Here is a 24,408-nt window from a genome sequence, read left to right as displayed (position 1 = left end):
GGCGGCTCTTCGACGCGACACCCGCCATCGACCCGCAGCCGCCGCACCCCAGAGGGCCCCGGCTGAGCCGTGCCCTGCCGCACGAGAGCGCCGCACATCCTCCAACACGGGGAGGGCGACGGCCCGGCCGACGACGCACCGCACTCCACGGTCACCAAACAACACCCCGCCACACGAATGCACGAGAACTTCGCGGCCCCAGTCACCCCGGCGCTGAGCACGGCCCCGGGGTCCGGGACTCACCGCACGCGCGCCCACCTGATCCCCGCCCAACCCCTCGACCCCGCACCCACCCGCTTCCTCCTGCGCCTCCCGGCCGTGACCCCCCTGCCCCTGAAGAAGACCGAAACCGGCCTCGCCCCCCACCTGCGCTTCACTCATGCCGGCTGCCCCGTCCCGATCGGTGCGGCACACACCGCTGGTCGCAGGCGCACGCCCAGAGGCGCCGCCACGCCCCGCACGAAAGCCGAGACCACCGGTCCGCGGCTTCGGCCGACTTGTGCCGCCGTGCGGACGCCCGGCCACTTCAGCACGCGTCGAACCAGCCGCCGCCACAACGCCGTGCAGGGCACACGAGCGGCTGCCGCCACCTCACGCAGACCCGGTAGGCCACCCGCCCGACCCACTCCCCGTCCAGCACACCCGCCGACAACCGGGACGGCCCATCCCTCCCGAAGCCGACACCGAAGCGGACACCACCCGGTCTGCGAGGACGCTGAGTAACGGTTACTCAGGCAGATCCAGCCGCACACCGGTTGCCTTGCTTCCAACCCGCCGCCGCCTGCGGACGGGGTGGACGTCAAATTCGCTGGGCCGCCGGCATGCACGGCACTGCGAGGACGGTGGATGCGGGAGGTGCTGACCCGGTGAGTGATGGTCGCCTGCGCTCCGGCCGCTTGCGTCGTCAGTGCTCTGCCGGCTCCTCATGTGCCGGCAGCGGTCCCGGGCCGGTCGCGTGTCGGGAGTGCCCGGCTCCGTTCCGGCGCGGTGCCCCTGCCATCGTGCGGGCTTTGTGCCAGGCCCCGCGCAGCGTCATCTCATCACCGACCGAGGAAGGTGGCCGTGGCACCTACGCCCCCGCCGAAGAAGAACGTCTCCCGCCGGCTGTTCCTGCGCTACTCCGGGGCGGCGGGTATAGCCGTCGCTGCCGCTGTGGGCACAGTGCACGGCGTCAACTCCCTCGCGGGAACCGGTTCTGCTGCGCCAGCCACTGCGGTGCCGGTCCGCACGGTGCTGCTGCGTCGCCGCGACGACATGATGAACCTGCAGATTCTGCTCGTGAACCTTCAGGTCGGCGGCAAGACCGGGGCGCCGGCGCTGGTCAAGCAGGACGCGACCCAGCCCGCCTTCCTGGTGGTGGACTTCGGCCCACAGTCGACGCAGGAACGTTCCTTCCCCGATCCGGGCGCCGTCGGCCAGGCACCTGTATCGCTGGAGTGGGGCGCGGCGAGCCGTCTGGCCTTCGACGTGAGCGATCACCTTCCCCTGCCCTACACCACGTCGGGCTTGCTGCACTGGGCCGGTTTCCCCGCCAGGCTGGTGCCGAACGCGCTCGGACGCGACGTACCGGACTCGTTCCAGGGCGAGCTGCGCGCGCCCACCAGTCACGAGACGTCACTGGAAGTACCGTTCGGTGTCGTCGTCTCTCCCGACAGCAGCAGCGGGTGGTGTCATGTGGAGACTGCCGCTGTTCCGTCTTCGCCCAGCGGCTGGACCGAGTTGTGGAACACCCGGCTGGGCACCCGAGTGGAGGGCGGCGAGGACGGCGAGCGGACCGTCCGGGAGGACGATTCAGCCCGGCCTCTCAGAGCGGTTTGGCTCCGTGACTCCCGCTTTCCGACGTGGCTCGGCAACCCCTCCTCCGTCCCCACCTCCAGTCCTTATCCGACCTCGCTGACCCCTCGCCACCGTTACGACCTGGTGCGCTTGTCGTCCGACTTCTCGGTGCGGACCGCGTCACTGCCCGCCCCCATCGAGGCTGATCTGCTGTCGCTGTCCGCCCTGGGCGCGGGACTGGAAGCACATGGCTCCTGGGACACGACGGGCAGTTCCTTCTCCTCAGGACTGTCTGAGTGGTCGCACAGCATGGGCTTGGGACGCGACCACAAGGTGCGTGTCGCCCAGCACGGCTATCTGCTGCCCTTTGGTCACCGCGCGGCGTATGTTCAGGTCACGGAGCGTCAGATGGAGCCGGACGGAGCCGGGACCGTCGGCGGCATCCTGCGTACCCGCACGTTCTTGGTCGTCCTCGAGCGTGAGCGTCGCTACGAAGGCGATCAGAACATGCCCAACGGCGGCAGATCGTTGCCGTTCCGCCGGATCCAGGCCGTTACCCGTACCACTCCTGCACTCGACCAGGCACGGCCCTACGTCTGGATGTCCTCCGACCCGGTCGCAGGAGCCGATACCGCCTACGCCTTCCTCGCAGAATCCGGTTCCGCCCCGCTGCCGCTGCATTTCACAGGTGTGGACTGGCAGGGGCGGCGTGTTTCGTTCGCGGCTCCAGTGATCTTCATCAGTGAACGGGGCTCCCGTAACAGCTTGCTGCGCAGCTCCGTGGCGACGAAGTACAACACCGAGACTTCCGCCGATGATGCTGCACGGCTTGGACGGGTCGGAGGGAAGTCCATCGCTCTCGCCGCACCGTCGAAGCCCGGCGACACCAGTCTGCTGGTCCGGACACTGTCGTTCGGTATGGCGATGGCGGATCCGGCGACGAAGGGCGTGCCGGCTTTCCCGTCGGTGAGCCGGGTAGTCGCCGAACTCCCGGCCAGTGTCGTTGCGTTCGCGCCTGACGCACCGGCGACCGCGCTGCAGTATTTCGACGGCTACATCACCCATGGTTTCGACGACGCACACAACGCGGCAGGTGTGTACCTCGCCAAGGCGCAGGGCAGCGCACGCACTGCTCTGGAGTTCGCTGCCGAGCGCAGCGGCGGCATCGCCACCCCGGGACTGATCATGGACGGTCTGTCCAGGAGGTTCGGACCGGTGGCCGGCGACCTTGTCCAGGTGGCGCGTGAGCGGTTCGACGTGTCCCGGATGCTGTCCGACCTGGACGTCAACCTGCTGGGTGGCGTGCGGCTGTCGGACGTGGTGGAGAACCTGGCGGGCGATGTACCGAACCCACAGCAGGCCATCAAGGTGGTGACCCGGGAGTTCGACCGTCTGGAAGGCGCCGTCCGCAAGCTGGAGCGGGTCGAGGCCCGGCTTTCCTGGAGCCCTGAACTCAAGGCCGGCCCGGGAAGTCTCAACATGTTCGTTCCAGGCCCTCGTGGTCGGTTGGACATCGAGGCCGTCTCCGTCGTACGGCTGCTGCCGCCGCTGAACGCGGACTACACGGTCCGGGGGCGGCTGAGCGATGTCGCCATCAACATATGGGGCGACAGCGGCGCACGTCACTTCGTCACCGTGGGAATCAAGTCCCTGCGGTTCACCGCGGCCAAGGGGCGCCCCACCGACATCGACTGCGAGCTGGGGCAGGTCTCCTTCCACGGACCGCTGAAGTACCTGGAGGAGATCGCCAAGCTCTGCAGACTGTCGGTTCCCGGTACGCCTGCAACCGCTCGCACCGGCAGCCTGACGAGTCGTGCTGCCGCGGCCCCCACCGGCTCCCAGTCGCCGCTGGATGTGCGCGTGGTCGGGCAGCAGGTCCAGGCCGAACTGTCCCTGGCCCTGCCGTCGCTTGCTTTCGGTGTCTTCTCCCTCGGCGCGCTCAACCTGTTCGCAGGCCTGTATCTGCCCTTCGACGGATCGCCTGTGCGGCTGCGGTTCGCCGTCAACTCCCGTGAGGCACCGTTCTCCCTGACCATCTCCTTCCTCGGCGGTGGCGGCTTCTTCGCCCTGGAAGCCGGAGCCGACGGGGTCGAAAGCCTGGAGACGGCTCTGGAAGCGGGGGCTGGCACGTCCTTCAACGTGGCCGGAGCGGTCTCCGGCCACGTTGAAGCGAAGATCGGCATCTACTTCGGCGTGCGCACCGTCGAGGCCGGCGAGTTGACCGCACAGCAAGTGGAACTCTCTGCCTACGTCCGCTTCAGCGGCCGTGTGCGTGTACTGGGTCTGGTCTCCGCCTCCTTGGACTGCTACCTCGCGCTCACCTACTACTCGGCCCCCGACCGACTGGTCGGTGAGGCAAGGGTGACCATATCGATCGACCTGTGCTTCTTCGACACCTCGGTGAGCTTCAGCGTGCGCCGCGAACTGGCCGGCGGTCACTCCGCGACGGCCCGAACCAGTGCGGCCAAGGAGGCGAGCCGCGCGCGACTCGCCGCCGTCGCCGGGGCCACCGCCGGAGCCTCGGCACAGGGCTTCTCCGACGCCTACACACAGCAGCACTGGGATTCCTACTGCACCGCCTTCGCCCCCGTGGGAGCCTGACCATGCCCCGACAGAACATCATGTGGACCGTCCTGCCCCGAGGCGGCGTATCCGCCAAGCTTCGCTTCACCGTGCATGTCGCGCCCCGGCTCGTCATCGACACCGGAAACGGTCGGCTCAGCGATTTCCCGGACTGGCTGAATTGGCCTGCCACGCTCGCGGACGCCCGGTTCAAGCTGCACCTCCCCGAAACCGGCGCCAAGCCTGCCCGGCTGGTTTCGGCCCCGGACAGTGCCCGCTGGCGTGCCCTGTTCGACCAGGCGACCCTGGTGCGCGGCCATTCCTTCACCGGACGCGAGAACCGGCTGGTCCGCTCCTACCCCGTCAGCCATGTCCTGTCGTTCCTCTCCGACCGCTGGGGACGCTTCGGTGCCACGGGCGTCGACGCCCCGCCGTCCTACGACGACCTCACTCAGGACGGGGCCTTCGGTCCGATCGGATTCGAGGAGGTGACCGTCGGCAGCCATGGCAAGAGCGGCTGCACCGATCCCGCCACGGCCGAGGGCGACTACATTCTCGACCCAGCGACCCGGGTGCTGACACGCACCGCCGGCGGCACGCTCTCAGATGACGCCGAACTCGTGGTCAGCTATGTGGCACCCGGCATCTACGCGTCCTCGGACGAGGAAGAACGCACCATCCTGAGCACCGCGCAGCCCGCACCACCGGTGGTGCGACAGGTCGTACCCCTGTTCCGTTGGGACGCCCCGGCAACCGACCAGAGCAGGCGCCGCGGTAACGCCATCCGAATCTATCTGGAGCGTCCCTGGTGGTCTTCGGGCGCCGGGGAAAAGCTCGGCGTGGTACTGGTGAGCAGCAGCACCGAACCGCCCCAGGCCCTGCGCCCGTACCTCACCATGCAGGGTGTGGACCCCACGGTGACGGACTACCTCCTGCCTCCCTACCCGCGTCTGGCGTCATTCCCTCGCACCACGAAGTCGGCCACCGGAGTGACCTTGGCAGAGGTTCCAGGCACAACGGTCACCATCGCCGGCCATGACGTCTCCTTCGACGCGGCCCGCGACCTCTGGTACGCCGACGTCGAGCTGGTCGCGCCGAACGGGGCGCCGCCCGCAGCGTGGCTTCCGTTCGTGCGACTGGCACTGGTGCGGTACCAGCCGAACTCGCTCGACGGCTACTCGGTGTCCAAGGTTGTCCAGGCCCCGATGGCCCAGCTGAGTCCGGAGCGTAAGGCCACCCTTGTGCGCGGCTCCGGCACGGCGACGATCTCGGTAACGGGGCCGGCGTACACGGGGAACTCGTGGCTGGCCACGACCCGTCCCTCGATGCGGGCTGTGGTCGAGCAGGCGAACCCGGCCGTTCCCGACCCACACCTGCGGTGGGAGGAGATCACCGGCTCGGCTGTCGCGCTGACCGCGACCGGGAGCAGCGCGCAGACGACATGGACAGGCACCGTGGTGACCTCCGGCGGCCCTTATGGCAACGCGCCGCGAAGGGTGTGCATCACCGAGACCGAACGCCACCTGGGAGGCACGGGCCGCGTCGTGTACCTGGATGTCCTGGCCCTCTAACGCGGTCGGCCGGACGGCCCGCGGCCCGTGACCATGAATGATCACGGGCCGCGCCCGGATTCGGCAGACATGCGAACCACCCACCAGTAGGCCACGGAAAGCAACGCGCTGACAGACTTCGGTGGCGGCTACGTGGGAGACAACGCTGACCAGCGCATCGGCCACCACCAGGAGGAGGACGGGCGTCCCCCAGGATCAGCGCACGCTGGATGCCGAATGCCGCACCCACCCCGCCCTGCGTCTATGACGAAGCGCAGGAAGACAGCCTGACGGTTCGCCGGCCGGTGCGACGCCGGCCATCACTCATGAGATGCCTCCGGGGCAGCGGCGCAATCCGGGCTCCAGGCCACCGGGCAGACGAGCTGAGGTCATGCGCTAATCCCTGCCCTCCCCGGGGAGGAACAGCGGCGCAGATGCGCTGGGGACCGAGGGGACGCCGGCCCGCTGCCGAGGCTGAGCCACCTGCGGGCGCGCCCTCGAGATCGCCGGCGGGCGCGCGTCGTCAGGCCGCCTCGAAGCTCGCCCAGTGGTCGATGAGATCTTCGCTTTCGCGTCCGGATCCGGCCTGGCTTGTGAGGGCAGCGACGATCATGCCGCCACGGCCGTGTTCGTCGGCGGGCCGGGCAGCTGCCCAGTTGTCCGGGGCGGCCTGGGGGCCACCGTCGCTGACATGGACTTCCACGGCTCCCATGCCCTTGACACAGGCGCGCAGGTGCAGCACGACGGGCGGCATCGCATGGCAGACAGCGTTGGTGACGAGTTCGGAGATCACCAGGAGGGTCTCGTAGATCTGGTCGTCGTCCAGTCCCCACGCGGCCAGAACAGGGCGGGCCTCATGACGGGCCGAAGCGGGAGCGAGAGGCCCGTGCTCCAGAAGCAGACCGAACACGTGCTCACTGGTGCAGGCCGCTTGCAGCTCGGGACACTGCTGCCGGCGCGAGATCGTGGTCGTGTTCATCGAGATCACTGCCTGAGGAGCCGGAATGGGTTTTCTGTCCCTTCCAGAAGACCTCCAGACGACACAGAGACCATGAGCAATCGCTACCCAAACGCGAAAGCCGGGAGCGCCGACCCGCCCTCGACCGCCCAGGGATCCAGCCGCCGGAACCGGCGGCCCCCGAGGGGGCACGGACACGACCGCCCGGCGCGCCCGGGCGCGGCGAAGATCATCTGCCCCGGCCTACGAGTTCCATGGCGGCACGGACAACGCCCCCGTCGATGACGCACTGTTCTGGTACAGCCAAGCCTTTGCGGGACGACTGGACAATCGCACAGCCGGTGAGTTCGGCCGCGCGCGTGACATCTACCAGCAGGTCCGCGAGGAGCCGGACGAAGCTCCCCGCGGCGGGGCCCAGCCCTGCCCCCTACCGACGGGAGAGCCCGCAGAGTACCCAGCCGATTCCAGAACAGCGCAGTCTTTTCGACGACATCGACCGCTGGTAGATGGCCAGAACGCCCATCATGGGCCCCGCATGCGCAGCGTTCCCTTGGTTTCCGCCACGCTCTGCAACAAGACCCACGCCATGGCACTTCTCCCCGGCAGATCACGCGGGGCGGCACGGAGTACGAGGATCGGCGACCGAGTTGAGCTCGGCGGCCGATCCTCACCCGTTCTCGGGGTCGGTGGTGCCAGGAGCGGGGATTGCCTCGATGCCGTACTCGGCGAGAGTAGCGGCCAGCATCTGCCTCTGCCTGGGCGGGAGTTGCCCGGCGTTCAGTCTGGTGTGGGCCTTGGCGAGCCAGGGGCCGATCATGACGCGTTCACCGTCGACCTCCATCCACTCGCGGGCGCCGGGGGTGCGTCCCCAGCGCTCGACGAACAGGCCGAGGATCCGCACGGTCTGGGCGAAGGTGCGCCGCCTCGGGGCGCCGGAGCTGGGGGGAGCCTGGTCGGGGGTGAGGCCGATCCGGGTGAGCAGGTCGCGCTGCCCGGGGGCGAGTTGGGTCCAGGTCGTGAATTGGCGGTGCAGCCAGCTGCCGGCCTTCACCGTTCCGATGACCGTGTCGCGGGTCAGGGTGGCGGGGTGGGTGCCGGCTTCAATGTGGCGGCGGATGACGTGGTACTTGCGGTGCCAGTCGGGGCCGTGCGGGAGTTTCCAGTCCGGGTCAAGGGCGGTGAGTTCGGCGGCGCGGGCGGGGGCGAGACGGCCTTTGCGGGCGGCGGTGCGCTGGTCGGCGAGGAACTGGCCGCCGGGCTGGTGGGCGGGGATGGCGAGATGGCCGTGCTCGGCGTGGAAGGCCTCGACGGTGGCCATGTGACCCTGCCAGAGGGCCTCGTGCTCGTCCCAGACCATGCCGAGCGCCTCCAGCTCGGCGATCCACGCCGCGTCGAGGGCGCCCGCGCGGCAGGCGGTGCGCTGGCCGGTGATGAAGGAGCCCAGCCGGTAGCCGTAGGCGTCCTCGTAGTCGGCGGGCACCCGCAGGTGGCCGTGTTCGGCGTGATAGCGGATGGCGGCGGCCAGACCGGCGCGGCGGGGGGCGGACAGGACGGCGCCGCTGGAGGGCCACACCAGCAGGTCGAGGGCGCGGGCGATCGCCGAAGGGTCGAGGGTGTGGTCGAAGCGGAAGCGGCGGGTGATGTAGGTGTGGGAGTCGCGGGCGGGGTGCTGGTTCTTGGCCCGGGGGGCGCGGGCGGCGATGGTCTGGTCGTGGTGGCGCAGGGCGGCGGTGACCAGCCAGAGGGCTTCGTAGGGGGTGCCGAGGAGGTCGGTGGGGTCGGCATCGGGCGGGATGTAGGCGGGGACCACGAGGCTGGCTGTCTTCGTCGTGGCGGTGGGTGGTTTGCGCAGGGCGCGGCCGAGGGCCTGGACGATGCGGCGGACGCTGGCGGTGCGGTCGGCGAAGACGACGGCGTCGACGGCCGGCAGGTCGACCCCTTCACCGAGGACCTTGGCGTTGGCCAGCACGGCCCGGTCGGCTTCGGTGAAGCGGGCGATGATGTCGACGCGCCGGCGGGGGCTGTGGGTGCCGTCGATGGACTGCACGACGACGTCGTCCGCCCAGTCGGGGCGTAGTTCGTCGGGGAGGGTGCGCAGGGTGTGGGCGAACTGGCGGGCGAAGTCGGCGGCGTCGGCGATCTGCTGGAAGTAGACGAACACGTGCCGCAGGTCCTGCTCGCGCATGGCTTTGAGGATGGCCAGGTGCAGGGCGGTGGTGCGGCGCGCGGTGGGCCCGGCTTCAGGGTCGGTGAGCGCGTGGTGCAGTTCAGTGTCGGTGACGGTGGGGACGACGAGCTGGTAGTCGGCCAGGACGCCGTCGTCGATGGCGTCGGCGTGGGAGTAGGTGTGCAGGCGGGGGCCGAAGATCTGTGGCTGGTCCATGGTGGCCAGCAGGGCCGGGTCGTCCCAGGCGGGTGCGGTGGCGGTGGTGCGCTTGGGTTGCGCTCTGGTGGTGGGCGGCTCGGTCAGGCGGGGGGCGTCCCACACATAGGGGGTGGCGGTGAGGTAGAGGCGGCGCTCGGCAGGGATGCGCTCGTTGTCGTGGAGCGCGGTCCAGTTCTTCTCCCAGGTGCCGGCCGTGGCGTGGGCTTCGTCCACGACCAGCAGGCCGAAGAGGGGGGCGGGGAAGATCGCGGAGTGCTGGGCCTCTTCGATCTTGGACAGCGAGTCGTAGGTGAAGAAGACCGTCGCTTTGGGGTGGCGGCCGAGCCAGTAGGCCAGGTACTCCCCCGCGTTGGCCGAGTCGACCTCGGCCTCGGCGAGCAACGGGTGGGAGGCGGCGCGTAGCGAGGAGACGGTGACCATCGGCTCGCGGCGGCCGTCTGCGCGGGCGGCCGCCGCCCACTGTGCGACCAGGTCCAGGCTGGGCACCGCCACCGCCAGGTGCCGCACGCCGAGTTCCTCGGCTACGCGCAGTGCGAAGAGGGTCTTACCGGTGCCGCAGGCCGAGACGGCGTGCCCGCGGGTGCGCGGGCGGCGCAGATGGCGAACCGTGTTGGCGAGGCCCTCCTGCTGGTCTGTGCGCAGGACCAGACGCCCGGGGTGTTCTGTGGCGGTGGGGCTGGCGGTCATCGCGCGTTCCTCGGTATACGTGAGGGCTGGCTCGTTTCATTCTCGCGTGCAGCAGGGGTGCGGCGCGGGGTCTCTGCTCTGGCGGGGGCGCGCTGCGAGCCATGCGCGCCCCATGATCAGTGTTGTCGGATGCGGACAGGGGGCGAATGCTCGGGGCTCGGGCTCCGCTTGGTTTCAGGCAGCCCGGCGGAAGGCTGTCTTGCGTGCCGTGGGCAGGCGCAGAAGGTCTTGCAGGGGCGTGCCGTGTTCGGCCCACCGGCGCAGGCGGTCCCGGTCGATCCAGTGCACCTGGTGGCGTTCGCCCCATGCTTTGGCGTCCCGGGTGAAGGAGCCGTTGGTGACCACGACTGCGATATCGGCTCCGTGCGCGGGGCCTGCGGTTCCTTTGACCTGGTACATCACGGATGAGCCGACCTTGCCGGCGACAGTGGTGTGCTTGGCCTGCAGGACGATCCTGCCGCGTTGGCGGTCTTCGCCGATGACGTCTGCGGCCTGGTCTCCTTGTCGGCCGACCTGCCGTGCGTTCCAGCCGTCGCGGAGGAGCAGGTCACGCAGGGCGAATTCGAAGGCCCGGTCGTTCATGGCGTCGAGTTGCGCGAGCGTGATCCGGAGCCGGGCCAGCGTCTGGGCCCGCACCTTCCGGGCCTGCAGTTCACGGATGAACCGCCAGGCTGCGTAGCCGAGGGCGAGAGCCGCGAGGACGGCGAGCCATGGCCAGATGCGGACGGCTGCCTGCCATGTGGCTGTGGCGATCTTGGCCAGCAGCCAGAGTGCGGCGCAGGCGACGGCCGCGGCGGCGGCCTGTTCCCTGCCGCCGCGGGGTGGGCGTAGCCGGGGCGAGCGGCGGGGCATCAGTGGCCCACGCTCGCTGACACTGATGGTGTAGGGGTTTGCGGTGGTGTCGGGGAGGCCTCTCCGAAGCCGATGAGCTGGCTCCATAGCCACACCACCGCGATCAGCCCTGCGATCGACCAGCCGCTCAGTTTCTTCGCGCTCGGGCGGGGTTTGCGCCGGTAATGACTTCGCACCTTGTAGTAGCCCTCGGGCGGCTTCGCCACTGCTTCCTCCTGCGTGTCGTCAGGCCGCCAACTGCGGTCTGCTCTCTGGGAATTTGTGTAGCAGCGGGCACTGACAAATCCGCCGGTTCGATCAATGGAGGCCTTGGCGGCGCCTCGAAAACGCGCCGTGATGCGGTCACGGGTCCGGCGGGGTTCGAACATGCGGAACAGTGGTTCACGGGTCTGCGGAAACTCCCGTCATGCGGACTGGACTGGCGCGTTCTGGTACGGCTGTGGTGGCCGATGCAGGTGCTCATGCACCGCAGTGCTCTGTTTCCGTCACTTCGATCACATGCAGAAATGGCATGAAGCAGTACGTGTTCGATGCGCTCCTTCTGGGAGGCAGGTCGGGTGCCTTCAAGGATGGGCGGCTTTCGACACGGGGGCGCTGTGGGGCTGCCTGTCTCGACTGTGTACAGAGAGCGGCCGCTGAGGGGACGTCAGGGGCTGCCCTACACGCCCGCATATCCATGGTGACCTGTGCCGACACGGCGGCGGCGCCAGGCGGGAGAAAACAGATGGCGCGGTCACGATCGTCCAGGGAACGCGAAAGAGCCCGGATCGTGTAGATCCGGGCTTCTTCCGCAGTAGCGGGGACAGGATTTGAACCTGCGACCTCTGGGTTATGAGCCCAGCGAGCTACCGAGCTGCTCCACCCCGCGTCGGTGTGTCCCCCACCGTACGCCATCCCAGCAGGCGCCGAAGACCACCTTCAGGGCTCTACGCGGCGAAGCCGACGTTGGTGACGTACTCGTACTGGCCCCACTGCGAGCCGAGGTCGACGATCGTGTCCTGCCACGCGGCGTCGAGACTCTGGTGGTCGCCGGCCGCCCAGGAGCCGACGATGCGGTCCCAGCGGCGCACGTTCATCGTCCGGTACTCCACCACGCGCTGCAGCGGCTGTGGCACCTGGGACTGGTTGAGCGGGTGGATCTCCACTCGCGTCCCGCGTCCGTCGCGGTTGAGGCGCCTGAGGAGATGGCGGGCGACATAGCGGCGGCGCAGCGTCCGGTACGCCTGGTCGATGCGTTCCAGGCTGGTCTTGGAGGGGCGGCGTTTGCCCTCCAGCCAGGCCTTCAGCGTCCGGTGGGTCACGGTGAGTCCGGCGTCGCGGGCGGCCTTCAGGGTCTGGGTCGACTTCGTCAGGTAGTGCAGGCGCGCCATCCAGCCGCGCTTGGCGGTCACGGGAGTGGCGATGCCGCCCGCGAGTTCGTCGAGTTTGCGCGCGACGGCGTCGCTGCCCTTGATGCCCCGTGCGCCGAACCTTCCGAAGTCGATGTTCTTCTCCGGCACTACTCCTCCTCGCCTTCGTGCTCAGCGGCGTCGGTTCCGGCGGTGTACGTGTCCTTGACCTTGACCTCGGTAACACCGCGGCCTTCGGCGAAGACGCGGCGCCAGTCACCGATGACGTGGAGTTCGTCGGTGCCCATCGCCCGGACGACGGCCAGGCCCTCGTCATGGGCCTTGAGTGCCTTGAGCCAGAGGTTGGCGAAGGCCTGGCTGCGAATGAGGTGCATCCAGTCCGGACGGTAGAGCTCCCGGTTGTAGTTCGACTCCCCCATCGTGGAGACGAACTTCGAGTACATCGCCTTCACGTACTGAAGCGTCACCGTGTCGCCCTGCTCGATCGCCGTGTCGCGGGCGTCCTTCAGGGCGATGCGGAACTTCTCCAGCAGGTTCTCCGTGGCCCCGGAGGTGTACGACTCGTGGATCTGAGGAGGCTCGCACAGCTGGTGCTTGGGGCCGGACAGGCGCAGCAGGAGGCGGAGCGTCGGCTCGGTGACCCACAGGGGACCGGGCTCGTCCCGCTGGCCGATCGGGTTGGGCAGCACCGCCTCGTGCTCCCACTCGGGCGGGGTGATCAGGTGGACTCCGGCGCGGCGGCGGTCGTGGGCGAGGCCGGTGGAGTGCTCGAGCTGGCCGAGGGGGAGGTGCGTCTTGAGGGCGGAGAGGTAGGCGCCGTTGATGTCGAGCGCGGTCACCTGATGCCGGCCGGGCGGGAGTTCGTGGCGGGTCCACTTGGGGCGGGCTTCCCAGATCTGGTCCGCGCCGCGCGCGGTCTGCTTCTTGAGGATGTCGGGGATCCAGGGGTGCGCGATCACGTCGTAGCGGGCGCCCTTGCGGGTCTCGTCCAGCAGTCGCATCGCGTCCGGGATGGCCCGCTTCACCAGCGCCGCCGTGGTTGCGTCGACGTCGCCCCGGTGCTCGGCAAGCGCACCCTGCACGGCCTCACGGATCAGGTCGACCGGGCCGGACGACTCCTGGAACGCGTGGCGGGCCGGGCCCTTGGAACGCTCCGTCGCACGCGCCGGACGTGTCGTGCGCAGCGGCGCTTTCGAGGTGTGCGCGGTGGGCTGTCCGGCTGGCGGGGCAGCTGGGGCTCCGGTGGCGGTGGGCCGGCAGTCGGCCGGGGTCAGATGCTGAGCGAACCCCGCCACGCGTTGTCCGGCCGGACGGCCGCACAGCACACAGGGCTCGGGGGCGACGAGCAGTTCCACGTCGTCCCCGTCCTCGTTCCCGTCTCCGTCCTGGCCGAGGTCGGGCGAAGACAAGGGAGTGGCGGTCGGGGCCGTGTCTGACGTGACGGGCTGCTCCGCAGCCGGCGCCGCCTCGGTCTCGGTCTCGGTCTCGGTCTCGGTCTCGGTCTCGGTCTCGGTCTCGGTGGCGAGCTTGGCGTTCAGTCCGTCCAGCAGGTAGGCGTATTTGGTGCGGATCTCGCCGGCCGGGTCCCGGCCGCTTTCCCATCCGCTGAGGGTTGAGGGGCTCACGCCGAGCGCGCGTGCCACCTGTGCCTTGGACAGCCGAGCCCGCTCCCGCAGCTCGCGGCGCACGTGGCAGGGCGGGAGTTCGGCCTGGGGGCCGACGGCGTCAAGCAGCGAGTCGATCGCGTCGAAGTCGCTCACCGGTCCGTCCCCCTCGCTTCGGTCCGCACAGTACGACGCCTGTCGGCGGGCAGCGCCTCGCACGCTCTGGTCGGACCCGCCAGGAGATCCAGCGCGCCGATGCCATAGTGCTCGGCCAGGACGTCGACGTCGCGCAGGCTCCAGGAGATGGCGCCCGACTGCCGGCGCGACACCTGTGTCTGCGTCAGTCCCAGCACCTCCGCAACCGACCGCTGCGATTCACCCGTTACCTGCATCAACGCAGCCACCGTCAGCCGCAGCGACTCCTCCAAGCGCAATCCCATGCCACCATCTTACCCGAATCCATGCAACTTCCGCATCTGAATCAGCTTTTCACTATCAATAATGCAGAAAAGCTTTCATTGTTCTGAGAGAGCTGAAGGTTCTCGGGCACGCGGTGTGTCAGCGATCCATGCCGCTCCGATGTCGCGGAAGCCGTCGGGCCGCGCGCCGGGCTTCCCGATTCGCCTGGCGCGCCTCTTCCACCGCACGATCGGACAAGCACCGCGGGCACACGAGGTCCACGACACGGCGGCGCAGGGCCCGGCGCAGCCGGAGCCCGGGCGGTGGCGGCCACCCACGGCAGTGGCGGCGCACCGTACGCACTCCAGTGCCCAAGAGCGCGGCGACCAAGGAGGCGTTGCCGGCGTAGCGGGCCAGGAGGAACGCCATCTGCGCCTGGTGGCCGGCCGGAAACCGGGCCGCGAACTCGGTGCGCTCCTCCAGCTGGAGGAGGACGTCGTGGCGTTCGCAGCGCGGCGTCTTCTTGTTGTTCCGGGCGATGCCCGGCGAGCTGATGTCCATGGCTCAAGAAGCCTGCCGGGGGCCTCCTGTGGACAGCGGGCGGCCATTGAGGACTTCTCGCATGCGCCGTCACCGACAGAGGCAGCCGCCCGCCCCTTGCGTTCCGTACCGCTGCTCTCCGTGCATCTTCCCCGGAGGCTCCGAACGCCAGGAACCGCCCTGGGCATCACCGCGGTGGCTGAGGACCGGCCGATGCTCCTTCCGGATGCTCGTTGATCCAGGACAGGCCGCCGATGTCGAGGCGGCGCCGGGTACGGGTGACGGCTACGTAGGCCAAGCAGGCCTCCTTGTCGTCGATCCGGCGGACGGCTGCCTGCCCCGTGTCGTGCGGCGGCCCGTCGGAGGGTGGGGCGAAGTCGTCGGCGATCTTCACCTGTGCCCATTCCCGGCCTTTGGCCTTGTGCGCGGTGGAGACGGTCACCTCGGCCTGGTCTTCGGGCGCGAGATGCGCCACGGCGGCCAGGATGGCGTCCGCGCCGTGGGTGTCGACCAGGTCGACCAGGGGTTGCAGATCACGACCGGCGGGGTCGTAGGCGGCGTTTAGTCCTGCAGATCGCCCCAGGTGGTGAACAGCACCAGTTCGGGGTGGGTGGTGCGGCGTCCTTCTTTGAGGTCGCGGGCTGCCAGGGCCAGAGCGCGCAGGCTGTCTCCTCCCCCGGCCAGCGCGACCCGGTGTCCGTCGGACAGCAGCTCCATGACCTGGGCCATGGCACCGACGTTGGTACGGCACAGGACCGCGTCGGGCCGGGTGACGGGGCCGAGTTCGGTGGGCACGGTGTCGGCGCCGGTGAGACGGATGGGGGCGTCGGCCAGGTGCAGCCAGCGGTTGGCTTCCTCGGCGAGGCGGGGGCCGAAGCGGAAGGAGCGGGACAGGGCGAGCTGGGTGCCGTCGAAGCCGGCCATGACGTCTTTGGCGCCGCGCCAGTGGTAGATGGCCTGGGCGGAGCCGCCGACCATGACCAGCTGGGCGTGGTCGCGTTGGGCGAGGAAGATCTTCTCGACGACGGGGTTGGTGTCCTGGGCCTCGTCCAGGAGCAGGAAGTCGGCGTCGATCTTCGGCTGGGCAAGGGCCCAGATCTTGAGGTAGTGGTCGTGGTCGAAGCGGACGGCGCCGTCGTCGGGGTGCTGCAGATCCAGCCATGCCTTGCGGGCGAACGGGACGAGGTGGGCGGCGAGTTGTACGTGCAGGCTGGGCTCTTCCAGGCCGCGCAGCTGGGGGACGTGGTGGCGGGTGATCGTCGCATCGGCGGTGTGGCAGAAGCGGGCCACGGTGCGCAGGGTGGCATAGGAGAGGGTCTTCTGGGACAGGTCGCGATCGCCGACACGGATGGCTTTGGTGATGCCGAGGGCTTGGCCGGTCTGCCAGGCGGGGCGGCGGGGGGCGCCCAGGCGGCTGGCGTAGCGGTGGCCGACGGCGGCGTAGGCCAGGGCGTGGGCGGTCTTGCACAGGACGCTCTTGGGGAAGCGCCTGGTGGCGTCCTGGGCGATGGCCCGGTTGTAGGCGAGGTAGCGGCCGCGGCGCTGGGTGGCGTGGGCGAGCTGGGTCAGGGTGGTGGTCTTGCCGGTGCCCGCGCCGGCCTGCAGGGCGAGGTGTTCGCCGGCGTGGAAGGCGTCGGCCGCGGCGGCCTGTTCGTCGGTCGGGTTCAGCACGGCGCGGCTCCGGAGGTGCGGGTCAAGGCGTGCCCGACGGCCGTGAGGAGATGGGCTGGGGCGGTGTGGGCGAGCAGGTGCTGCAGAGCTCGTTCGAGGCGGTCGACCTCCGCGTCGGCGTGCTGGGCCAGGGCCCGGTGAACGGCCAGCTCCAGGAAGCGCTGGGGTGTTTGTGCTGCTCGGTCGGCCGCCGCCCTGAGCGCGGTGTGTGCGGCGGGCGCGAAGGCGACGTTGAGGAGGACCTTGCCGCTTCGGTCGGGGTAGTGCGTGGTGATGACGTCGACGGGCAGCCGTGTGCCGATCTGGCGGCGCAGTCGGGTGAGGGCTTTTCCCGGGGTCTTGGCGCGTACGACGGTCATGAGCCGGGTGGCGTCGCGGTTGGGGGCGAGCGGCATCGTGCGGGCGGCCTGGTGGAGCTCGGCCGCGATGAGGGGCCGGGTCAGGGTGATTTCCAGGGCGTGGTGCGCCATCGTCACACCTGGCCGCCGGGGCCGTGCGGAAGACGGGTGCGGATGTGGGCTGCGTGCAAGAGGGGGTCGAAGACCTGCCATCCGGCCAGGGCAAGGTCGGCGGCGTTCGGCGCGGCGGCGTGGGCGGGGCAGCGCTGGGTACGCCAGCGCACCTGCTCCCCGTACGGCAGGCGGCTGAGGTCATAGACGGCCATCGTCCCGGCGGGCAGGGCGAGTTGGCCGCGCTGGGGACCGGCGGGCAGGAGCTTCCAGACCCCTGTGGGGGCGCCGGGAGCCAGTACGGGCAGCGGACAGCGGCGGCGGTGCCGGGTCTGGGCCACACACCGGATGTCCTCTACCGCCCGATCGGCGAGATAACGACCCAGCAGCAGCTGCACGACGGGACGGGCAGGCCGGGCGCTACCGGCGTCCGGCTCGGGCGGAGGCGGCGCGGCCGGGGCGAAAACACCTGAGTCGATCAGACGGCGGGATCGGACGCCGAGTCGGCGGCGCACCTCCTCGACGTGGGAGGTCAAGCGGAGCGTCGGGATGCGAGCCGGGCAGAGCACGGCGTGCGGAATGCGGCACCAGGCGCTGCCGTCACCGTGCGGATGGGCGATGCCGCAGCTCAGGTGCCAGCGGCAGGAAACGGGGACGCGGGCAGCAGCCAGTTCGGCGGGGTGCAGGGCGATGGGGCGCTGGTCTGCGCGCTGGTAGAAGTCGATGGGGTTGCCGCACGCGCGGCAGCGGCTGCTCTGGCCGGTGCGCAACAGGCGGCTGGGGCTGGTGGCGGCCACGCGCAGCGGGCGTCGGGTCCGGGTGTCGCGGGGGCTGCCGTCCCAGCGGCATGCGGTGGAGGCGGAGTTGGGGCACATGGCGGTGAAGGTGCCAGGCAGCGCACCGCCGCGCCGTGACAGCTCCTCACGGTGTCCTACGGATGGCGCAATCCCGGGGAACGCCCGCACGAGTGGACGAACCTGTGATCGAGGACGGGTCGCCTGTTCAGGTGGTATCGCACCGGGGTGACGGAGGTGCCTGACGGGCGGTTCACGGTTGCGGCGTGCCGGGTGGGGTGTGGTCTGCGCACAGGGAGCCGAGGAGCTCGTCGATGGGGACGCCGAGGGCGTGGGCGAGGGCGTGCCAGGTGGTGACGCTGCCGGTGGTGCGGCCGTGTTCCAGGTCGATGAGGGTGCGCCGGGCCAGACCGCTGCGGCGGGCGAGTTCGTCGAAGGTCCAGTTGCGCTCGACCCTCAGGCGCGCGAGTGTCACGCGCGGCGAGGTCGGGGTCGGGCGGCAAGATCGTCACCCCACCATCCGACGGTGCAGAACCCTGCCCTGTCAGTGCAGACCTCTGCACTATTTGCTAGGTAAAAACCCACCCAGCCACGCTCCGCGCAGAACACATAAGACCAGCTCACGCCCGCTGCCCACCCCACCCGAACCACACATCCGGCCTCTCAGCGAACCCACAACATCCCAGGCCAGCAAGCGCCCGGTACACCAACAAACCCCCCTCCGAGCGTTAACTTCTACGCGCAGGTCACGGCACACGGACAGACGCCGCACTCCGAGATCCGCCTGCGCCAGCAGATCGTCAAACTGAAGGAACTCCGCGCCAAGGACGCCACCGAACTGGCCCAGCTGCGGACCGACGTCGAGCACCTCGTCCGCGCTGTCAACCAACTGACCGCGCACAACCGGCAGTTGCTCCACGCCCTGCCTCAGCCCACATCCCCGGTCCGAGCGCTGCCAACGCAACCGCACCCGGACTCGAGCCACTGAGTTCCTGCGCGCGTGGTAAGCCTCCTGCCGCTCGGCTTCGACACCCTGCGAGCGCGCTGACCCGGTTCTCTCCTACTCGCGGCGGGCCCTGCCACCCCTAGTCGAGCGCGGCCCGCTCGGCGGGCTACAGGTCGACGACGCGGAAACTCCACCGGCACGAGCCGGCCCCCGGAGGCCCAGCTCGTTTTACGGCAGCCACACGGTGGACATTGACGGCGAGCCGGCCACGCTCGATGCCGACGGCTACCGGCCGCTGCGGCTACCCGCCCAGGGCTGACATCTGGCTGCGCGGCCTACGGTGGCCGGATCGTTCGGTCCTGCTGGCGCGGGTTAGACGGTTAGGGCCCTGGTTCCCACGCCGACGAGCGCGGTGGAGCTGGATGCGGCCGGTTTCAGGTGGGGCGGCGGATGGCCTGTACGGCGGTGTCGTAGAGGTCGAACATCTCGGCCTGTCCGCCCAGGCGTACCCATTCCTCGTTGGCTGCCTGCAGGCAGACGATCGCTGCGGCTGCGATCGCGCGGGCTTGCAGGGTGCGGCGGTCGGAGTCGGGCAGTCGCGGCTCGATCAGCGGTGCGAACAGGTCTTGCCAGCGGGCTTGCTTCTCGGCGTGTCCGGCGCGTAGGGAATCGTTGCCGAACAGCAGCGTGATGAACTCCAGGCGCCCTTCGGCTGTCATGTCGATCTCCTCGAGCACCTGGAACGCCGCGCGCAGCGCCGTCCAGGCGTCCTCGTCGGCCGGGCGCTCGGCGAGGTGCGCGGCGATCAGTTCGCCCTGTTCGTCCAGGCCGCTGAGCGCGAGGTCCTCCTTGTTGCGGAAGTAGTTGAACAGGGTCCGCCGGGAGACGCCAGCGGCGGCGGCGACCTCATCGAGGGTCGTGTCGTCGTAGCCCTTGGCGGCGAACAGCTCGATGGCGGTCCGGGCCAGCAGTGATCGGACCACGGAGCGGGTCTGTTCCCGAATAGGTTTCTGAGCCATGCACTGATGGTACGTCGTCTCACACGATGCAGTTCCTTGCACTCAGTGCAAAAGCGTGCGTAGAGTGAATGTCATGAGCGACATCGACTACCGCCGACAGACCGTCATCGTCACCGGCGCCAGCTCCGGCCTCGGCGCCGAATTCGCCCGCCAGCTGGCCCGCCGCGGCGCCAACCTTGTGCTGGTGGCCCGCCGGGCGGACCGGCTTGAGAGCCTGGCCGCCGACCTCACCCGCGCCCACGGCGTCACAGTGACCGCCGTCGCCCGCGACCTCGGCCGGCCCGACGCCGGCCGCACGCTGCGCGCCGAACTCGAGTCCCGCGGCATCTACGCCACCGGACTGGTCAACAACGCCGGCTTCGGCACCCACGACGCGTTCACCGACGAGGATCCCGACCGCCTGCAGAGCATGATCGCGCTGAACGTCAGCGCGCTGGTCGACCTCAGCCGCGCCTACATCGGCCCGCTGTCCTCCGCCGACACCGGCGTCCTGATCAACGTCGCGAGCCTGCTGGGCTTCCAGCCGACTCCCTACATGAGCGCCTACGGCGCCACCAAGGCATTCGTCCTCAACTTCACCGAATCGCTGTGGGAGGAGACCCGCGGCACCGGCCTGCGCGTCCTGGCCGTGTGCCCCGGCGCCACCCGGACCGAGTTCTACGACGTAGCCGGCAGCTCCGCCGACTACGGCACGAAGCGGGCCACCCCCGAGCAGGTCGTGAAGATCGCCCTCGACACGCTCGACCGTCGGTCCGTGCCCCCGTCGGTGATCACCAACGGCCGGTCAGTCGCTCTCCTCGGAAGGCTCCTGTCGCGCCGCTCGATGGTCCGGCTCATGGGCTGGATGGAACGCCGCCAGCGCCCCCAGCACCCCGTCGCCCTTACCCATGCCCACAGCTGAGGAACACGATCATGAACAGCAGAACCGACATCACCGCGCAGCCCACCGACGCGGAGCGCTTCCACCACATCCTCCAGACTCAGCGCGCCGCCTACCTCCGCGACGGAGCGCCCTCCCTGCAGGCCCGGCGCAGCGATCTGGCCAGGTTCAAGGCGGCGCTGATCGCCCGGCGCGGCGACATCGAGGAGGCGATCAACACCGACTTCGGACACCGCTCGCGACACGAGACCGCACTGATGGAAGTCGTGGGCGTCGTGCAGGGCATCGACTACCTGCAGCGCAACCTTCGCCGGTTCATGCGCCCGACCCGCCGTCACATCGAGCTGCTGCTGCGTTTCGGCAGCAATCGCATCGAATACCAGCCGCTCGGCGTGGTCGGCGTCATCTCGCCGTGGAACTACCCGGTCAACCTGTCGCTGATGCCCGTGGTCACCGCGATCGCGGCCGGCAACCGTGTGATGCTCAAGCCGTCGAAGCTGACCCCGGCGACGAACGCGCTGCTCGCGCAGATGCTCGGCGAGCTCTTCCCGCCGGAGCAGGTCACGATGGTCAGCGGCGACGGTTCCGCGTTCTCCGCCCTGCCGTTCGACCACCTCGTCTTCACCGGTAGCTCCGAGGTCGGACGGGCCGTGATGAAGGCGGCCAGCGACCACCTCGTCCCCGTCACGCTGGAACTGGGCGGCAAGTCCCCGACCATCGTGGCCAAGGGACACGTGACCGACCGGGCCGTGTCAGACATCGTCTTCGGCAAGCTTCTCAGCGGCGGGCAGACCTGCATCGCCCCCGACTACGCCCTGGTGCACGAATCCGAGATCGACGCGTTCGTCACCGCCTACGACCGACTGGTGAAGACCGCCTACCCCGACGGCCCGACCGGCGAGGACTACACGTCGATCGTCGACGACAAGCAGTACAAAATCCTCACCGGCCTGATAGAGAACGCCCGCGCCCACGGGGCGCGGATCATCGAGGTCGGACACCGGCCGGAAGAGGCGGCCCGCCGTCCGCACACCCTCGCACCGACCGTCGTGCTCGGCGTCACCGACGACATGCGCATCGCCCACGAGGAGATCTTCGGCCCCATCCTGCCGATCTTCGGGTACCGCGCCATCGGCGACGCCATCGACTACGTCAACGCACGGCCCCGGCCGCTCGCGCTCTACTACTTCGGCGACAACGGCCCCGACCGGCGCAAGGTCCTCGACCGCACGACCTCCGGCAACGTCACCGTCAACGGCACCATCATGCACGTCGCCCAGGACGACCTCCCCTTCGGCGGCGTCGGCGCCAGCGGCATGGGCAAGTACCACGGCATCGAAGGATTCCGCACGCTCAGTCACCCCAAGGGCATCCACGTACACGGCCGCTTCAACGCCACCCGCATGCTGCGCGCCCCCTTCAACAAGCGCACCGAAGCCCTCCTCAACTTCCTGCTCCGGTGAAGAAGGCAGCACTACCGCCCGGGCAGCGGCCAGGACATGGCCGAGGCCCACACCTCCGCAAGGAGGCCCCGATGACTGACCGGCCCCTTTCTCGTCACCGGGGACACCTCAAACGTCACGACCATCGCCGAGGCGGGCTCCGTGCCCGCCTGGGCAACAGATGAGCACGCGATGACGGTCGCTGACCGTCGCAAGGATTGAAAGGAGTAGGGGAAGAGGGCCCGCGAGGGCGCCGTGTCCCTGACCGCCATGAAGAAGATCGACTACCGTACCCAGACCACATTGATCACCGGGGCGAGTGCCGGACTCGGCGCGGAGTTCGCCCGTCAGTTCGCCGCGCGCGGCTCGAATCTCGTGCTGGTCGCCCGCCGCGCCGACCGCCTGCAAGCCCTGGCCGATGAGTTGTCCGCGAAGCACAAGGTCACCGTCACGGTGGTGCCGCTCGACCTCACCGTGCCGGCCGCGGGTGAAGCGCTGGCCAAGGAGGTGGCCCGGCGTGGGATCACCGTCACCAGTCTCGTCAACAACGCCGGTTTTGGCACCCACAGCCCGTTCCGGCAGGAGGACCCGGCACGGGTCCAGCAGGAGATCAACCTGAACGTGGCCAGCCTGGTCGATGTCACCAGGGCGTTCATCGGCCAGCTGACCGGTGTCCTGGTCAACGTCGCCAGCTCCCTCGGGTACCAGCCGTGGCCGAACGCCGCCGTCTACGGGGCGACCAAGGCGTTCGTGCTGAGTTTCACCGAGGCGCTGTGGCAGGAATCGCGGGGGACCGGGCTGCGTGTGCTCGCTCTCTCCCCGGGGCCGACCCGCACCGAGTTCTTCGATGCGGCCGGCTCCGATGACATGGCCCGCGGTGTCCGGCTGCAGACGCCGAGTCAGGTGGTCACGACCGCGCTGCGCACGCTGGACCGGCGTAACCCGCCGCCCAGCGTCGTCTCCGGCACCTTCAACTGGGTGATGACCCTGACCTCGCGCTTCACCACCCGCCGAGCCAACGTTCTGGCCTTCGGCGCGATGACCCAGTGGCAGATGCGCTCGAGCCGACCCGGCCACCACTGACCCCCTCCGGGCCACCGCCACACCACATCGACAAGCGCCCCCTCGACGGCCTCCGGGTGGCGCCGAACATCGTCCATCGCCCTTCCCGCCCGTGCTGGTGACCGTGGAGAGCCCCGACTTCTGCTTCGGCGGCGCGACCTCGATCTGACCGCAGGCGACGCCGACCGATCTTCATACGAGCACCAGCCCGCGCGAGCACGGTGCCCATCCCCTTACCCATGGCTCGCCGTGCCCGTCACTGAGCCGATCCGGCATGAGAATCACGGCCGGCCGTTCGGCGAGGACCGATCGGGACGCCGAGCACCAACATTGCAGCCCGTGCAACGGCCAAAACCTGGCCGGGGCGAACACCTCCGAAAGGAAGCCACCGATGGCTGATCACGACCTTGTCCTCGTCACCGGCGCCGGCGGCATGGGCCGCCTCGTCACCGAGCGGCTGCGCGCGCAGAACGTGCCGGTCCGCGTCCTGGTCCGCCGCGAGGACGACCGCGCGGCCGAGGTGCGGGCATGGGGCGCCGAGGTCGTCACCGGGGACCTGACCCGGCCCGAAACGGTGGCGGCCGCGCTCGACGGCGTCCGCCGGACGTACTTCGGGCTCAGTGTGTCCCCGGACCACCTGCTGGCGGCGACCGTCATGGCCACTGTCGCCAAGGCGCACGGCGAACTCGACCTGCTGGTGGACATGTCGCAGATGACGGTGTCGCAGATGACCGCCACCAGCACCGCGGAATCCCACCAGCAGCGGCTGCACTGGCTGGCGGAGCAGGTGCTGGACTGGTCGGGCCTGCCCGTGGTGCACGTGCGCCCGACAACGTTCCTCGACAATCCGCTGTTCACAGCCCTCGCGGCGCGGTCGATCCGCGAGAACGGCACGCTGGCGCTGCCGTTCGGGACCGGACGCACCTCGCCAGTCGCTGCCGACGACGTCGCCCAGGTGGTCGCGACCATCCTGCGCGATCCCGGGGAACACGCCGGGAAGGTGTACGAGCTGACCGGACCGCGGGCGCTCGACATGACCGAAGTAGCCCAGGAGTTCTCCAAGGCGCTCGGCCGGACGGTGACCTATCTGGACGTCCCCCTGCAATGGTGGCGTACAGAGGTACTCGCGAACGCGGGCCTGACACAGCACACCGAGCAGCACATCGCGACCATGGCGCAGCTGCACCGCGCGAACCGTTACGACAGGGCGACCATCGACGTCGAGCGCATCACCGGGAAGCGGCCCCTGACTGTCGAGGAGTTCGTCGCCGTCCGCAAGGACTTCTACCTCGGCTGACTGCCGCAGGAATCCCAGGTGAAGGGGGCATCACCGAAATCGCGGTCGGGCACGTCGACGGTGGGCCTGAAAGGCAAACGGCATACCGATATCCAGCAGCGCCCTCCTGGGCGACGGCCAGCACCAGATTTGCTGGACAGTGACGCCCCACTAGCTCAACACGCTGGACTTGACAGGGAACAGGC

The 24,408-nt window shown here is 69.5% G+C and carries 16 protein-coding genes, 1 tRNA gene and 2 pseudogenes; 6 read left to right on the top strand and 13 right to left on the bottom strand.

The window, feature by feature from the left end; translation table 11 throughout:
- The first annotated feature begins 1,062 nt into the window (after positions 1-1,062).
- Both ACIOC0_RS18080 and ACIOC0_RS18075 read left to right on the top strand, forming a co-directional pair.
- Positions 1,063-4,377, top strand: coding sequence for a hypothetical protein (locus ACIOC0_RS18080; RefSeq protein WP_402155930.1), 3,315 nt, complete (start codon positions 1,063-1,065; stop codon positions 4,375-4,377).
- Between the two features lie 2 nt (positions 4,378-4,379).
- On the top strand, positions 4,380-5,909 hold the full coding sequence (locus ACIOC0_RS18075; protein ID WP_402155929.1) for a hypothetical protein: 1,530 nt from the start codon (positions 4,380-4,382) through the stop codon (positions 5,907-5,909).
- Between the two features lie 502 nt (positions 5,910-6,411).
- Here the strand turns inward: ACIOC0_RS18075 and ACIOC0_RS18070 are convergent.
- The 13 genes and pseudogenes from ACIOC0_RS18070 to ACIOC0_RS18010 all read right to left on the bottom strand — a co-directional run bounded on the left by ACIOC0_RS18070 (position 6,412) and on the right by ACIOC0_RS18010 (position 19,542).
- Complete coding sequence (locus ACIOC0_RS18070) at positions 6,412-6,867, bottom strand: ATP-binding protein (RefSeq protein ID WP_402155928.1); 456 nt, start codon at positions 6,865-6,867, stop codon at positions 6,412-6,414.
- A gap of 646 nt (positions 6,868-7,513) precedes the next feature.
- Complete coding sequence (locus ACIOC0_RS18065) at positions 7,514-9,919, bottom strand: Helicase associated domain protein (RefSeq protein WP_402155927.1); 2,406 nt, start codon at positions 9,917-9,919, stop codon at positions 7,514-7,516.
- 174 nt (positions 9,920-10,093) lie between these two features.
- Positions 10,094-10,771, bottom strand: coding sequence for a restriction endonuclease (locus tag ACIOC0_RS18060; protein WP_402155926.1), 678 nt, complete (start codon positions 10,769-10,771; stop codon positions 10,094-10,096).
- Between the two features lie 794 nt (positions 10,772-11,565).
- Positions 11,566-11,639 (bottom strand) — tRNA-Met (locus ACIOC0_RS18055).
- Between the two features lie 58 nt (positions 11,640-11,697).
- A complete protein-coding gene (locus ACIOC0_RS18050; RefSeq protein ID WP_402155925.1) occupies positions 11,698-12,270 on the bottom strand; it encodes a transcriptional regulator in 573 nt (190 codons plus the stop codon).
- The gene (locus tag ACIOC0_RS18045) at positions 12,270-13,880 is read right to left on the bottom strand and encodes a helix-turn-helix domain-containing protein (RefSeq protein WP_402155924.1); all 1,611 of its coding nucleotides are present in this window, start codon (positions 13,878-13,880) and stop codon (positions 12,270-12,272) included. Before ACIOC0_RS18045 ends, ACIOC0_RS18050 begins: the two co-directional genes overlap by 1 nt.
- On the bottom strand, positions 13,877-14,164 hold the full coding sequence (locus tag ACIOC0_RS18040; protein ID WP_402155923.1) for a helix-turn-helix domain-containing protein: 288 nt from the start codon (positions 14,162-14,164) through the stop codon (positions 13,877-13,879). The genes ACIOC0_RS18045 and ACIOC0_RS18040 overlap by 4 nt, the downstream gene beginning before the upstream one ends.
- A gap of 118 nt (positions 14,165-14,282) precedes the next feature.
- Positions 14,283-14,684, bottom strand: coding sequence for a hypothetical protein (locus tag ACIOC0_RS18035; protein WP_402155922.1), 402 nt, complete (start codon positions 14,682-14,684; stop codon positions 14,283-14,285).
- Between the two features lie 166 nt (positions 14,685-14,850).
- Positions 14,851-16,331: pseudogene (locus ACIOC0_RS18030) on the bottom strand (UvrD-helicase domain-containing protein).
- The gene (locus tag ACIOC0_RS18025) at positions 16,328-16,804 is read right to left on the bottom strand and encodes a hypothetical protein (RefSeq protein ID WP_402155921.1); all 477 of its coding nucleotides are present in this window, start codon (positions 16,802-16,804) and stop codon (positions 16,328-16,330) included. Before ACIOC0_RS18025 ends, ACIOC0_RS18030 begins: the two are co-directional and overlap by 4 nt.
- A gap of 2 nt (positions 16,805-16,806) precedes the next feature.
- Positions 16,807-17,658 (bottom strand): DUF6083 domain-containing protein, encoded by an 852-nt coding sequence (locus tag ACIOC0_RS18020; RefSeq protein WP_402155920.1) that lies wholly within the window; start codon positions 17,656-17,658, stop codon positions 16,807-16,809.
- Between the two features lie 172 nt (positions 17,659-17,830).
- A pseudogene (locus ACIOC0_RS18015) lies at positions 17,831-18,089 on the bottom strand (helix-turn-helix transcriptional regulator).
- Positions 18,090-18,957: 868 nt separating this feature from the next.
- Positions 18,958-19,542 carry a TetR/AcrR family transcriptional regulator gene (locus ACIOC0_RS18010; protein ID WP_402155919.1) on the bottom strand — a complete coding sequence of 195 codons (585 nt, stop codon included), beginning with the start codon at positions 19,540-19,542 and terminating at the stop codon, positions 18,958-18,960.
- Between the two features lie 73 nt (positions 19,543-19,615).
- On the opposite strand from ACIOC0_RS18010, the gene ACIOC0_RS18005 reads away from it, so the two are divergent.
- The 4 genes from ACIOC0_RS18005 (at position 19,616) to ACIOC0_RS17990 (ending at position 24,223) form a co-directional block, all read left to right on the top strand.
- On the top strand, positions 19,616-20,443 hold the full coding sequence (locus ACIOC0_RS18005) for an SDR family NAD(P)-dependent oxidoreductase (RefSeq protein ID WP_402155918.1): 828 nt from the start codon (positions 19,616-19,618) through the stop codon (positions 20,441-20,443).
- An 11-nt stretch (positions 20,444-20,454) separates the two neighbouring features.
- Positions 20,455-21,885 (top strand): coniferyl aldehyde dehydrogenase, encoded by a 1,431-nt coding sequence (locus ACIOC0_RS18000; protein ID WP_402155917.1) that lies wholly within the window; start codon positions 20,455-20,457, stop codon positions 21,883-21,885.
- A gap of 249 nt (positions 21,886-22,134) precedes the next feature.
- Positions 22,135-22,947: an SDR family NAD(P)-dependent oxidoreductase gene (locus ACIOC0_RS17995; RefSeq protein ID WP_402155972.1), complete on the top strand. Its 813-nt coding sequence runs from the start codon at positions 22,135-22,137 to the stop codon at positions 22,945-22,947.
- Positions 22,948-23,317: 370 nt separating this feature from the next.
- Positions 23,318-24,223, top strand: a complete 906-nt coding sequence (locus ACIOC0_RS17990) for an NmrA family NAD(P)-binding protein (RefSeq protein WP_402155916.1) — start codon at positions 23,318-23,320, stop codon at positions 24,221-24,223.
- Positions 24,224-24,408: the final 185 nt, after the last annotated feature.

It is taken from the genome of Streptomyces sp. NPDC088254, assembly GCF_044740925.1.
Lineage (GTDB): Bacteria > Actinomycetota > Actinomycetes > Streptomycetales > Streptomycetaceae > Streptomyces.
The sequence above is the reverse complement of the archived record's forward strand: the minus strand, read 5'-3'. Positions and strand labels throughout refer to the sequence as shown.

Excerpts from the sequence above, each read along its gene's own strand:
- ACIOC0_RS18005 (WP_402155918.1), top strand. The coding sequence starts at position 19,616 with ATGAGCGACATCGACTACCGCCGACAGACCGTCATCGTCACCGGCGCC.
- ACIOC0_RS17995 (WP_402155972.1), top strand. The coding sequence starts at position 22,135 with ATGAAGAAGATCGACTACCGTACCCAGACCACATTGATCACCGGGGCG.
- ACIOC0_RS18065 (WP_402155927.1), bottom strand. The coding sequence starts at position 9,919 with ATGACCGCCAGCCCCACCGCCACAGAACACCCCGGGCGTCTGGTCCTG.
- ACIOC0_RS18040 (WP_402155923.1), bottom strand. The coding sequence starts at position 14,164 with ATGGGATTGCGCTTGGAGGAGTCGCTGCGGCTGACGGTGGCTGCGTTG.
- ACIOC0_RS18025 (WP_402155921.1), bottom strand. The coding sequence starts at position 16,804 with ATGGCGCACCACGCCCTGGAAATCACCCTGACCCGGCCCCTCATCGCG.
- ACIOC0_RS17990 (WP_402155916.1), top strand. The coding sequence starts at position 23,318 with ATGGCTGATCACGACCTTGTCCTCGTCACCGGCGCCGGCGGCATGGGC.
- ACIOC0_RS18020 (WP_402155920.1), bottom strand. The coding sequence starts at position 17,658 with ATGTGCCCCAACTCCGCCTCCACCGCATGCCGCTGGGACGGCAGCCCC.
- ACIOC0_RS18060 (WP_402155926.1), bottom strand. The coding sequence starts at position 10,771 with ATGCCCCGCCGCTCGCCCCGGCTACGCCCACCCCGCGGCGGCAGGGAA.
- ACIOC0_RS18010 (WP_402155919.1), bottom strand. The coding sequence starts at position 19,542 with ATGGCTCAGAAACCTATTCGGGAACAGACCCGCTCCGTGGTCCGATCA.
- ACIOC0_RS18000 (WP_402155917.1), top strand. The coding sequence starts at position 20,455 with ATGAACAGCAGAACCGACATCACCGCGCAGCCCACCGACGCGGAGCGC.
- ACIOC0_RS18035 (WP_402155922.1), bottom strand. The coding sequence starts at position 14,684 with ATGGACATCAGCTCGCCGGGCATCGCCCGGAACAACAAGAAGACGCCG.
- ACIOC0_RS18070 (WP_402155928.1), bottom strand. The coding sequence starts at position 6,867 with ATGAACACGACCACGATCTCGCGCCGGCAGCAGTGTCCCGAGCTGCAA.
- ACIOC0_RS18075 (WP_402155929.1), top strand. The coding sequence starts at position 4,380 with ATGCCCCGACAGAACATCATGTGGACCGTCCTGCCCCGAGGCGGCGTA.